Origin of the sequence: Enterovirga sp. CN4-39 (assembly GCF_049446235.1) — a bacterium.
GTDB lineage: Bacteria > Pseudomonadota > Alphaproteobacteria > Rhizobiales > Beijerinckiaceae > Enterovirga.
Genome location: NZ_JBMSEF010000001.1, coordinates 95,023 through 105,736, shown reverse-complemented (window position 1 = coordinate 105,736; position 10,714 = coordinate 95,023). Strand labels below are relative to the sequence as shown.

Sequence of the window (10,714 nt, the reverse complement as noted above, 5' to 3'; positions counted from 1 at the left end):
TCAATGCACGGCGCGGCCGAGCTTGTCACGCCCGCCCGTGTTCCACCGCCGCGCGAGATCGAGAAAGTTCTCCACGATCAGCCGTCCGTGCTCGGAGGAGACACTCTCCGGATGGAACTGCACGCCGTGGATCGGCAGCGTTCGGTGCGATAGCCCCATGATGCAGCCATCCCGCGTCTCTGCCGTGATCGCCAGGTCCTCCGGGCAGCCCTCGCGGGCAACCACGAGCGAATGGTACCGTGTCGCCCGGAACGGGCCGTTGATGCCCCGGAACAGCGTCTCGCTGCGGTGGCTGATCTCGTCGACCTTGCCGTGCATCGGAGCGGGTGCGCGCACCACGGCGCCGCCGAAAGCCTGCCCGATGGCCTGCAACCCCAGGCACACGCCCAGCGTAGGCACCTCGGGTGAAACCTCTCGGATGATGTCGAGCGAGATGCCCGCCTCGGTCGGCGTGCAAGGCCCCGGCGACACCACGATCGCGTCGGGCGCGAGGGCCTGCACGGCCCCCACCGTCACCTCGTCGTTGCGCACGACCTCGATCGATCCCGCGAGCGGGCCGATCAGGTGCACGAGATTCCAGGTGAAGGAATCGTAATTGTCGACGACGAGGACCTTGGTCATTCGGCAGGCACTTCCGCTGCGGCATGTGTGGTCCGGACGCCTGCCGGGTCAAGGATTACCTTCAGCGGGCGATAACCCGGGCGTGCTAGCGCTCTCGCGCCCTCATGCGAATTCTCCTCGCCAATACCGGTCATCCCGCCACCATCAAGGGCGGCGCCGAAGCCGCCGTGCTCGATCTCGGCCATGCGCTCGTGGCCCGCGGACACCATGTCGCGCTGGCCGTGCACCATGCAGGCGCGGAGCTGGAGGAAAGCGACGATGGCGGCGTGCGCGTCTACGCGCTTCCCAATCGCAACCTCTATTTCGGGTTCGACGGGCGCCGCCGCCCTGCCCCGCTCCGCCTCGCCTGGCACGGGGTGGACAGCGCCAATCCGCTGATGGCGCGCGCCTTCGGCGAGATCCTCGATCGCGAGAAACCGGATCTCCTCAACACGCATGTCGTGGTGGGGCTGTCGCAACTCGTCTGGCGCGAGGCGAGACGGCGTGGGGTGCCGATCGTCCACTACCTGCACGAATACGGCACGATGTGCCCGCGCGGCTCCGCTTTCCGGGACGGGCACCTGTGCAAGAGGCCCTGCGCCAGTTGCTCGCTCCTGACCCGGCCGAGGAAGCGCCTCTCCGCCCTGGTCAACACCGTGGTGGGCGTAAGCCGGTTCACCCTGCAACGTCACCTCGACTGGGGCTTCTTCCCGAATGCCCGGCAAGCCGTGCTTCCGAACATCTTCCACGGCCTGAGCTTCCGGGGGCGCGCTCCGGCCAAGTCCGGCCCGCTCAGGCTCGGCTATTTCGGCCGCCTCATCCCGGACAAGGGCGCTCACGTCCTGCTTCAGGCGCTCCAAGCCATCCCGGCCGAGAGCTGGACGCTCGACATCGCCGGCACCGGGGACGAAACCTATATCGAGCAGCTGAAGCGCGAGGCCGGCCGGAACGTCCGGTTCCTGGGCTGGACCGGCGCCGCCCCGTTCTTCGCCGGCATCGACGTGCTCGTCGTTCCCTCGATATGGCCTGACCCGCAGCCCCGCGTGATCTTCGAGGCCTTCAGCCACGGCGTGCCCGTCCTCGGCTCAAGCGCCGGCGGGATCCCTGAGCAGATCGACGAGGGCGAGACGGGGTGGCTCTTCGACGCGGGCTCCGTCGAGAGCCTCGCCGCAGCGGCCGCGACATTGGCCGCAGATCGTAGCGACCGTCGGATCAGGCCTGCCAGCTTAGAGCGCCGGCTGGCGCGGCTCGCTCCCGAGCGGGTGATCGCGGAATACGAGCGGGTCTACCAGGAGGCTTCAGGTGTGGCCTCCGCGCCATCCTGCACAGCTTAACGGTCCCGGAGCACTGGACGGCGGCCCCGCTCGACCTCATTTGCTCCAGCAACAACCATCGTGATAGGCGGCGGGCTCCGCCCTTCATCAGATTCCGAGCCCTGAGGAGCACTACTTGATCACGCCCGCTTACGCGCAAGGAGCATCCGGGCTGCCTGCGATGGACACGCTCCTCCAGTTTGTCCCCTTCGTGCTCATCTTCGTCATCATGTGGTTCCTCATCATCCGGCCGCAGCAGCGCCGAGCACGGGAACATGCCGACATGATCAAGGCGGTGCGCCGCGGCGACACCGTCGTCACGACGGGCGGGATCGTGGGCCGCGTCACGAAGGTGACGGATGATCCGGAGATCGAGGTCGAGATCGCGGACGGCGTGCGCGTGAAGCTCGTCAGGACGATGATCACGGACGTTCGCACCAAGGGCGAACCCGTCAAGGCCTGATCCGGGGCTCCCGGACGGAAATCGGCGACGAGCACATGCTGCGCTACTCGAAAACAAAGACGCTCCTGACCCTGGGCATCATCCTGCTCGGCCTGGTGCTCGCCGTGCCGAGCATGATGTCCAAGGAGCAGCGTGAAGCGTTTCGGGCGGCGTTTCCGTCCTGGGTTCCGTCCTGGCTGATCCCGCATCGGGCCATTGTGCTCGGCCTCGATCTCCAGGGAGGCTCCCACATCCTTCTCGAGGTCGATCAGACTGACCTCATCCGCACCCAGGTCGTGGCGCTGCGCGACGACGTGCGCCGCGTGCTGCGCGAGACCGGCGTTGCCGTCGAGGGCGGCATCCAGACGACGCCTCGGGGCATCTCCCTGCGAGTGCCGGATGCTGCGGCCCGCGCGCGCCTCATGCCGAAGCTGCGCGAGCTCTCGCAGCCGATCACCAACACCATTCTCGGCCAGACCGGCGCCCGTACCCTCGATGTCACCGAGAACGACAGCGGGCTGATCCAGCTCACGCTGTCGGAACAGGGCATCCAGGACAGGGTGCGGCGCGCCGTCGACCAGTCGATCGAGGTCGTACGCCGCCGCGTCGACCAGCTCGGCACGACCGAACCGTCCATCCAGCGCCAGGGCGCCGACCGCATCTTGGTCCAGGTCCCGGGCCTCCAGGATCCGACCCGCCTCGAGCAGATCCTCGGGCAGACCGCAAAGCTCGAGTTCCGCCTCCTCGGCGATGCAGGCTCGACCGATACCGAGCTCATGCCATCAAAGGATGCCGGCGGGCAGCGCGTGCCGGTGGAGCGACGCGTGATCGTCTCGGGTGAAGACCTCACGGACGCGCAGCCGGGCTTCGACTCTCGGACCAACGAGCCGATCGTCAATTTCCGCTTCAACCTCCGAGGCGCGCAGCGCTTCGGCGAGACGACGACGCAGAATGTCGGCCGGCCGCTCGCGATCGTCCTCGACAATGAGGTGATCTCCGCGCCGCGCATCCTGCAGCCCATCACGGGCGGATCCGGCCAGATCTCGGGCCGGTTCACGGTCCAGCAGGCGAACGACCTCGCGGTCCTTCTCCGGTCCGGCGCCCTCCCGGCGAAGCTGACTGTCGTCGAGCGCCGCACCGTCGGACCCGGCCTCGGTCAGGACTCGATCGAGGCCGGCAAGATGGCGACCTACATCGCCACCCTGCTGGTCGCGGTCTACATGTTCGCGACCTATGGCATGTTCGGCTTCATCGCCAACATCGCACTCGTCGTCCACGTGGGCCTGATCTTCGGCCTGATGTCGGTGCTGGAGGCGACGCTGACGCTGCCCGGCATCGCCGGCATCGTCCTGACGATCGGCACGGCGGTGGACTCGAACGTGCTCATCTACGAGCGCATCCGCGAGGAGGCGAAGGCAGGCCGCTCGGTCGTCTCCGCCATCCAGGCGGGCTTCGAGCGCGCCTTCGCGACGATCATCGATTCGAACTCGACCATGGCGATCGCCGCCATCATCCTGTTCTTCCTCGGATCTGGGCCGGTCCGCGGCTTCGCGGTCGTGTTCATCCTCGGCATCCTCACGACCGTGATCACGGCCGTGACGCTGACCCGCATGATGATCGCGCTCTGGTACGCATACACTCGCCCCAAGGCGATCCCCTTCTAGGACTCGACTCCCGTGCGCCTGCTTCGCCTTTGGCCGGACGAGACCCGCTTCGACTTCATGCGGCTCCGGCACTTCTCGTTTCCGCTGTCGGCGGCGATCTCGATCGCGATCGTCATCACCTTCATGACGGTTGGGCTCAACTACGGCATCGACTTCACCGGCGGTACGCTCATCGAGATGCGTTCGAAGGACGGGAAGGCCGATGTGGGCGCGATCCGCGAGGCGGCGGACAGCTTCGGCTTCGGCGAGGCGGAAGTGCAGGAATTCGGCACCCAGGGCGAAGTCTCCCTGCGGTTCCGCATCCAGCCCGGCGGCGAGGCCGGCCAGACGGCGGTCGTCGAGAAGGCCCGGGGGGCCTTCGGGGACCGGTACGATTTCGAGCGGATAGAGACGGTCGGTCCGCGCGTCTCGGGCGAACTCGTCCAGGCCGGCACGATCGGCGTCATCCTGTCGGTGCTCGCCGTGCTCGCCTATCTCTGGTTCCGCTTCGAGCGGGAACTCGCGATCGCGGCGATCATCGGCACCTTGCACGACATCGTGCTGACGGTCGGCTTCTACGTGCTCACGCAGCACGAGTTCAACATGACCTCGATCGCTGCGATCCTGACGATCGTGGGTTATTCGCTGAACGAAACGGTGGTGGTGTTCGACCGGACGCGCGAGCTCCTCCGGCGCTACAAGCAGATGCCGACGGTCGAGCTCCTGAACCTGTCGATCAACGCCACGATGTCGCGCACCGCGATCACCGCCATGACGACGATCCTGGCGCTCATCGCGCTGGTCCTCTTCGGCGGCCGTGCGATCGAGGGCTTTGCCCAGGTCATGCTCGCCGGCGTGTTCATCTGCACCTATTCGGCGATCTTCATCTCCTCTCCCGCGCTGATCTATATCGGGCTGAGGAGCGGACAACGTGCGGGCAGCCGCGGCGCGGTCCCGCAACCGGCCGAGTAGTGAGCCAGGATCCGCGTCTCGGTCACGGCTTCGTTCCGGGCCGGCACCAGATCGATGCCTATGGCCAGGGCGGCTTCCGGTTCGCCGGCATGTCCCACAAGGGCTCGATCCTGGCGCTCCCGTCAGGGATCGTCGCCTGGCCGGTCGATGCGCCCGGCGAGTTGAGGGCCGAGCACTTCGCCGCAGCCTTGGCGGAGTTGCCCAAGATCGACTTCCTGCTCGTCGGAACCGGGCTCGACCTCGTTCCGCTCGCGGCGGAACTCCGCCGCCCGTTCCAGGAAGCGGGCATCTCGATCGACGCCATGCAGACCGGCGCCGCCGCCCGTACCTACAACATCCTCGTCGCGGAGAACCGCCGGGTCGGCGCTGCCCTGATCGCGGTCGCCTGATGCCGGGTGAACACCAGCCGGAGGGTGCGCAGGCGCATTGCGAGGCGCTCGTCCGCGAGAACGACCCTGATCGCTACTACGCGACCCTGTTCGCGCCTGCCGACAAGCGCGGTCACCTGTTCGCGATCTACGCCTTCTCCAGCGAGATCAGCCGGATCCGCGAGACGATCTCCGGCCCCATGCCCGGCGAGATCCGCCTGCAATGGTGGCGGGACGCGCTCGAGGGGCAGGCGCGCGGCAACGTCCTCGACCACCCTGTCGCGGCTGCCCTGCTGGCTACGATCGAGGCTTTCCACCTGCCGCGGGATGCCTTCCTGAACCTGATCGAGGCTCGGACCTTCGATCTCTATGACGACCCCATGCCCTCGACGGGCGACCTCGAAGGCTATCTGGGCGAGACCTCCTCGGCGCTGATACGCTTGGCCTCGCTCGTTCTCGCAGACGGCCGCGATCCTGGCGCCGCCGAGGCGGCCGGCTATGCGGGCCTCGCCTATGGGATCGCGGGGCTGCTGCGCGCCCTGCCCTGGCATGCCCGCCGCGGCCAGGTCTTCATCCCGCGCGAGATCCTGGAGCGGCACGGCGTGACCCGCGACGACATCGTGCTGGGGCGAGGCGGTCCCGGCTTCGTCGCCGCCTTGGCCGACATGCGGTCGCTCGCGCGCCAGCACCTCGCGCGTTTCGAGGAGCTGCGGGGGACGGTCTCGGCCGAGATCCGGCCGGCCTTCCTGCCCGTCGCGCTCGTCCGCGGCTATCTCGGCCGCATGGAGCGGCCCGGCTATGATCCGCTATCGACCGTCATCGACCGCCCGGGATGGCTGAAGATCGCCCGGCTGTGGCGGACAGCCCGGCGCTGAGCTACTCCGCCGCCTGCGGCACAGGCTCGTCGCCGAGCCAGCGGGCGAGATCGGCGCGGGCGCGGTCGGTCAGGGCACGCTTCTTGGCGAGCGCCTTCTCCGAACCGCGAAGGCGCTTCCCATCCGGCGATTTCGGGGCCCGCTCAAGCGGCGGGAACAGGCCGAAATTGACGTTCATGGGCTGGAAGGAACGCGGCTTGCCCACCGAGACGTCGCCCTCCTCCGGGCCGGCCTCGATATGCCCGCCCGTGATGTGGTTGATGAGGGCGCCGATCGCGGTGGTCAGCGGGAGCGGCTCGATGCTCTGCCCGGCCGCCTCCGCGGCCGCGAACCGTCCCGCCATCAGCCCGACGGCTGCGCTTTCGACATAGCCTTCGCATCCGGTGATCTGGCCTGCGAAGCGAAGGTCCGGCCGCGCCTTCAGCCGCAGCGTGCGGTCGAGAAGCTTCGGCGAGTTGATGTAGGTGTTCCGGTGAAGGCCGCCGAGCCGCGCGAACTCGGCGTTCTCGAGGCCCGGGATGGTGCGGAAGATCCGCACCTGCTCGCCGTGCTTCAGCTTTGTCTGGAAGCCGACGAGGTTGAACAGCGTCCCCAGCGCATTGTCCTGCCGGAGTTGGACCACCGCATAGGGGCGCTCCTCGGGCTTGTGCGGGTTGGTGAGCCCGACCGGCTTCATCGGTCCCCAGCGGAGGGTTTCGCGGCCGCGCTCCGCCATCACCTCGATCGGCAGGCAGCCGTCGAAATACGGGGTGGAGGCTTCCCACTCCTTGAAGACGGTCTTCTCGCCCGCGATCAGCGCATCGACGAAGGCTTCGTACTGGTCGCGCGAGAGCGGGCAATTGATGTAGTCGGCACCCGTGCCGCCCGGACCGGCCTTGTCGTAGCGCGACTGGAACCAGGCCGTGTCCATGTCGATCGAGTCACGATGGACGATCGGCGCGATCGCATCGAAGAAGGCGAGTTCGCCCTCTCCCGTCAGGCCGCGAACCGCGTCGGCAAGGGCGGGGGAGGTCAGCGGCCCCGTGGCGATGATCGTCCGGCCCCAGGCCTCCGGAGGCAGCCCTGCCACCTCTTCCCTGACGATCGTGATCCCGGGATGCGCCTCGAGCGCGGCGGTGATTGCGGCCGAGAACCCGTCGCGGTCGACCGCCAGGGCGCTGCCTGCGGGCACCTTGTGCCGATCCGCTTCCCGCATGATCAAAGAGCCGAGCCGGCGCATCTCCTGATGGATCAGGCCGACCGCATTCGCCTCGGCGTCATCGGACCGGAAGGAGTTCGAGCAGACGAGTTCGGCTAGCCCGTCCGTCTTGTGCGCCTCGGTACCCCGGACAGGCCGCATCTCGTGCAGGACGACCTGCGCACCGGCCTCCGCCGCCTGCCAGGCGGCTTCCGACCCGGCAAGTCCGCCGCCGACGATGTGAATGGCCTGACCGCTCATGGCAGCCGGTTAGCGATGCGGACGGCCTGCCGCAAGCGGTTGCGACCTCCAGACGCGAAAACGCCCGCCTCGAGGGCGGGCGTTCAACGCCGTCTGGTCCGGGACCACTGAATGGATCAGGCGGCGGCTCCGCGGGCCACGCCATCGATCTGATAGCGGGCGATGCCGATGTCCTCGAGTTCCCGGTCGGAGAGGCGCGACAGCTCGCGCACGGTCTCGCGGTAACGGAGGTACTCGCGAATCTTGGACAGAATGACGGAGGTAAACATCTCTCAGGCTCGGTAGTTCGCGTCGAGCGGATGCCCGATCGTGTTGCAATGCATATAGAACGAGCCGGTCGAACCGAGGAGAGATAAATTTCCTCTCCAGCTATGCAACATCAGCATACCTCTGTAACCACTGTGAAACAAAGCGGAGTTCGCCGGAGCGGTTCGCCATGCGCCTGACGCAAATGTAGGCTGATCGCGGATTGTGCAGTGCACGGTCATCACCGGTTGAAGTAGGCATTGGACAGGGTCGGGCCCCATGGCTATGCGTCCGCGACGCCTGGTGGTCCTGGAAGAATGATGTCGCCCAACAACGAGTCCTCCGCTCTCGCCCTGCTCAGCCGCATCGCGGAGGCGCTTGACCGGATCGCGCCGAGGCCGCCGGCCGCCCCGGATTTCTCCGTCGCCGACGCTTTTGTGTGGCAGGCCTCGACCAGGCAGCCTGTGCCCGTGCCGCGCGTGAACCGCGTCGACATGGCCCTCCTGCGCGGCATCGACCGCGTCCGCGACACGCTTGTCGAGAATACCGAAAGGTTTGCCCGCGGCCTGCCGGCGAACAACGCCCTGCTCTGGGGTGCCCGTGGCATGGGCAAGTCCTCGCTGGTCAAGGCCGTGCACGGCGAGATCAACGCCGGCTCCGACCGCCCTCGCCTGGCCCTCAAGCTGATCGAGATTCACCGCGAGGACATCGAGACCCTGCCCGAGCTGATGTCCCTCGTCCGCCAGGACCAGCACCGGTTCGTCGTCTTCTGCGACGATCTCTCCTTCGATACCGACGATACGTCCTACAAGTCGCTGAAGGCGGTGCTCGAAGGCGGGATCGAGGGACGGCCGGAGAACGTCATCTTCTACGCCACGTCGAACCGCCGGCACCTGCTCCCGCGCGACATGATGGACAACGAGCGCTCGACCGCCATCAATCCCGGCGAGGCGATCGAGGAGAAGGTCTCGCTATCGGACCGCTTCGGCCTCTGGCTGGGCTTTCACAAGTGCAGCCAGGACGAATATCTCGACATGGTCTTCGGCTACGCGACCCATCTCGGGCTGGTCGAGGACAAGGCGGTGGTCCGGGCCGAAGCGCTCGAATGGGCAACCACGCGCGGGTCGCGCTCGGGCCGCACGGCCTGGCAATACATCCAGGATCTTGCGGGCCGGCTCGGGAAGCAGATCAGCTGAAGGAGCCGAGCGGATCGGGCCCGAACCGGTTCGGGCCCTCCGTCCCGCGCAGGAAGCCGTTCTCTATGAACGCCCACAGCCAGCCGATCAGCGGCACGAAAACGATCAGGACCCACCAGCCGGACTTGTCGCGATCGTGCCAGCGCTTCACGCCGACTGCGATGCCGGCCACGAGCGAGACGAGCCCGACCACCATCGAGACGAGGCCGCTTCCCGTCCCGAACACGATCCAGTCGACGATCGAAGCCGCCAAGCCCGCCGCAAGCAGGACCACGACCGCGAGCCAATAGGCCTGCCGGCTGATCCGCCCCTCGAAGGTGAAGAGGAGCTGCGACAGGGTCATTCCGCGCCCCCTCCCGGCTCGATCGTGCGGCTCAGTTGCTCGCCAGGTACTTCATCGGGTCGACGGGTGTCGAACCCTTGCGGATCTCGAAGTGCAGCTGCGGCGAGGTCACGTTCCCGGACTGGCCGGACTTCGCGATCGTCTGCCCGCGGGAGACCTTCTGGCCCCGCTTCACCTCGATCTCGCCGTTGTGAGCGTAGGCGGAGACGTAGCCGTTGTCGTGACGGATCAGGACGAGGTTGCCGTAGCCCTTCACCTCGCTGCCGGCGTAGGCGACGGTGCCCGCCTCGGCGGCCTTCACAGGCGTGCCGTCCGGCACGGCGATGTTGATCCCCTCGTTCGAGCCCGAGCCACCGAAGCCGGAGATGACGCGGCCGCGGGCCGGCCAGCGGAAATCGGCGGAGGCAGCAGCCGGCTGCGCCGGGAGCGACGCCGTCGATTCCGGCTCCCTGGTGACCTTCACCGGCTCGGCGGCCGCGACCTTCTGCGGAGCGGCGGCCGGAGCGGGCTTGGCCGCAGCCACCTTCGCGGGTTCGGCAGGCTTGGCCGGGGCAGCCGCAGGAGCGGCCTTGGCCGGCTCCGCCTTGGCTACCTTCAGGGGTTCGGCCTTTGCCGGCTTGGCCACCTCGGCAGGCTTCTCCACCTTCGCGACCTTGACCGGCTCCCTCGCCGGCACAGGCTTCTCAGCCGCAACCTGGCCGGGGCGAGCGGGGGATTTCGGCTGCGTTGCCGGCGCCGTCCGGGCGGGCTCCGCTCCCTGCTTCCAGGCGAGCTGAGCAGGACGGGCCGGCGCCTTTTCAGGCGCGGCGACGGGCTGGGGCTTCGCCTGCGCAAGCTGGCGCTGGGCGGGACGAGCAGGTTCGGGGCGCGCGGCCGGCTCCGGGCGGGCAGCCGGAGCCGCGACGCGCGTCGGAGCGGTCGGACGTGCGACCGACGAGGGGGCGCCTGCCGCAGGATTGAGGCCTGCAACGGAGCGGGAGGAGTTGACGCCGTCCATTGGAGCCGGGCGGTTATACGCCGGGGCGGAGGCGACGTTCTGGGCGGGAGGAGCGAGCGGCGCGGAACGGACGGTGCTGCGCGGCATCGGAGCTGCCGCAGCAGGCTGGTCGACGCTGCCCGTCATGGCAGGCTCGGAGGCCTGCTCGCTCGAAAATGGGTTTGCGAAAGGCGTCCCTGACAGGCGCATCGCATCGGTGCTGCACGCGGCCGCCATGCTGCCGATCGCCCCGATTATCGCGAGCCGAGACACGGTCCGAGCCAACTCGCTCATCACACCGC

The 10,714-nt window shown here is 67.9% G+C and carries 12 protein-coding genes; 7 read left to right on the top strand and 5 right to left on the bottom strand.

From position 1 onward, the window contains the following. The gene (locus tag ACO2SS_RS00530; protein WP_423275609.1) at window positions 1-621 is read right to left on the bottom strand and encodes an anthranilate synthase component II; all 621 of its coding nucleotides are present in this window, start codon (window positions 619-621) and stop codon (window positions 1-3) included. Window positions 622-725: 104 nt separating this feature from the next. Between ACO2SS_RS00530 and ACO2SS_RS00525 the strand changes: the two genes are divergently transcribed. The 6 genes from ACO2SS_RS00525 to ACO2SS_RS00500 all read left to right on the top strand — a co-directional run bounded on the left by ACO2SS_RS00525 (window position 726) and on the right by ACO2SS_RS00500 (window position 6,213). Beyond that, the gene (locus ACO2SS_RS00525) at window positions 726-1,934 is read left to right on the top strand and encodes a glycosyltransferase family 4 protein (RefSeq protein ID WP_423275608.1); all 1,209 of its coding nucleotides are present in this window, start codon (window positions 726-728) and stop codon (window positions 1,932-1,934) included. Window positions 1,935-2,049: 115 nt separating this feature from the next. Continuing rightward, window positions 2,050-2,376 carry a preprotein translocase subunit YajC gene (gene yajC / locus ACO2SS_RS00520; protein WP_423275607.1) on the top strand — a complete coding sequence of 109 codons (327 nt, stop codon included), beginning with the start codon at window positions 2,050-2,052 and terminating at the stop codon, window positions 2,374-2,376. 35 nt (window positions 2,377-2,411) lie between these two features. Then, complete coding sequence (gene secD / locus ACO2SS_RS00515) at window positions 2,412-4,019, top strand: protein translocase subunit SecD (protein WP_423275606.1); 1,608 nt, start codon at window positions 2,412-2,414, stop codon at window positions 4,017-4,019. A 12-nt stretch (window positions 4,020-4,031) separates the two neighbouring features. Beyond that, on the top strand, window positions 4,032-4,970 hold the full coding sequence (gene secF, locus ACO2SS_RS00510) for a protein translocase subunit SecF (RefSeq protein WP_423275605.1): 939 nt from the start codon (window positions 4,032-4,034) through the stop codon (window positions 4,968-4,970). Then, window positions 4,970-5,359 carry an Mth938-like domain-containing protein gene (locus ACO2SS_RS00505; RefSeq protein WP_423275604.1) on the top strand — a complete coding sequence of 130 codons (390 nt, stop codon included), beginning with the start codon at window positions 4,970-4,972 and terminating at the stop codon, window positions 5,357-5,359. Before secF ends, ACO2SS_RS00505 begins: the two co-directional genes overlap by 1 nt. Further along, a complete protein-coding gene (locus ACO2SS_RS00500; protein ID WP_423275603.1) occupies window positions 5,359-6,213 on the top strand; it encodes a phytoene/squalene synthase family protein in 855 nt (284 codons plus the stop codon). The genes ACO2SS_RS00505 and ACO2SS_RS00500 overlap by 1 nt, the downstream gene beginning before the upstream one ends. Window position 6,214: 1 nt before the next feature. Here the strand turns inward: ACO2SS_RS00500 and trmFO are convergent, their stop codons facing one another. Both trmFO and ACO2SS_RS00490 read right to left on the bottom strand, forming a co-directional pair. Further along, window positions 6,215-7,651 carry a methylenetetrahydrofolate--tRNA-(uracil(54)-C(5))-methyltransferase (FADH(2)-oxidizing) TrmFO gene (trmFO, locus tag ACO2SS_RS00495; protein WP_423275602.1) on the bottom strand — a complete coding sequence of 479 codons (1,437 nt, stop codon included), beginning with the start codon at window positions 7,649-7,651 and terminating at the stop codon, window positions 6,215-6,217. A 116-nt stretch (window positions 7,652-7,767) separates the two neighbouring features. Beyond that, complete coding sequence (locus ACO2SS_RS00490) at window positions 7,768-7,920, bottom strand: DUF1127 domain-containing protein (protein WP_423275601.1); 153 nt, start codon at window positions 7,918-7,920, stop codon at window positions 7,768-7,770. A gap of 294 nt (window positions 7,921-8,214) precedes the next feature. On the opposite strand from ACO2SS_RS00490, the gene ACO2SS_RS00485 reads away from it, so the two are divergent. Further along, entirely contained in the window at window positions 8,215-9,093 is an 879-nt protein-coding gene (locus ACO2SS_RS00485; protein WP_423275600.1) for an ATP-binding protein, read from the top strand. On the opposite strand, the gene ACO2SS_RS00480 is transcribed toward ACO2SS_RS00485, so the two are convergent. Further along, window positions 9,086-9,436 carry a DUF805 domain-containing protein gene (locus ACO2SS_RS00480; protein ID WP_423275599.1) on the bottom strand — a complete coding sequence of 117 codons (351 nt, stop codon included), beginning with the start codon at window positions 9,434-9,436 and terminating at the stop codon, window positions 9,086-9,088. The two genes, ACO2SS_RS00485 and ACO2SS_RS00480, sit on opposite strands and share 8 nt — an antisense overlap. Before the next feature lie 31 nt (window positions 9,437-9,467). Beyond that, a complete protein-coding gene (locus ACO2SS_RS00475) occupies window positions 9,468-10,706 on the bottom strand; it encodes a peptidoglycan DD-metalloendopeptidase family protein (protein WP_423275598.1) in 1,239 nt (412 codons plus the stop codon). Between the last annotated feature and the right edge of the window lie 8 nt (window positions 10,707-10,714).

Coding starts and splice junctions, on each gene's coding strand:
- ACO2SS_RS00500 (WP_423275603.1), top strand. CDS start 5,359: ATGCCGGGTGAACACCAGCCGGAGGGTGCGCAGGCGCATTGCGAGGCG.
- ACO2SS_RS00530 (WP_423275609.1), bottom strand. CDS start 621: ATGACCAAGGTCCTCGTCGTCGACAATTACGATTCCTTCACCTGGAAT.
- ACO2SS_RS00475 (WP_423275598.1), bottom strand. CDS start 10,706: ATGAGCGAGTTGGCTCGGACCGTGTCTCGGCTCGCGATAATCGGGGCG.
- trmFO (WP_423275602.1), bottom strand. CDS start 7,651: ATGAGCGGTCAGGCCATTCACATCGTCGGCGGCGGACTTGCCGGGTCG.
- ACO2SS_RS00525 (WP_423275608.1), top strand. CDS start 726: ATGCGAATTCTCCTCGCCAATACCGGTCATCCCGCCACCATCAAGGGC.
- ACO2SS_RS00480 (WP_423275599.1), bottom strand. CDS start 9,436: ATGACCCTGTCGCAGCTCCTCTTCACCTTCGAGGGGCGGATCAGCCGG.
- ACO2SS_RS00485 (WP_423275600.1), top strand. CDS start 8,215: ATGATGTCGCCCAACAACGAGTCCTCCGCTCTCGCCCTGCTCAGCCGC.
- ACO2SS_RS00490 (WP_423275601.1), bottom strand. CDS start 7,920: ATGTTTACCTCCGTCATTCTGTCCAAGATTCGCGAGTACCTCCGTTAC.
- secD (WP_423275606.1), top strand. CDS start 2,412: ATGCTGCGCTACTCGAAAACAAAGACGCTCCTGACCCTGGGCATCATC.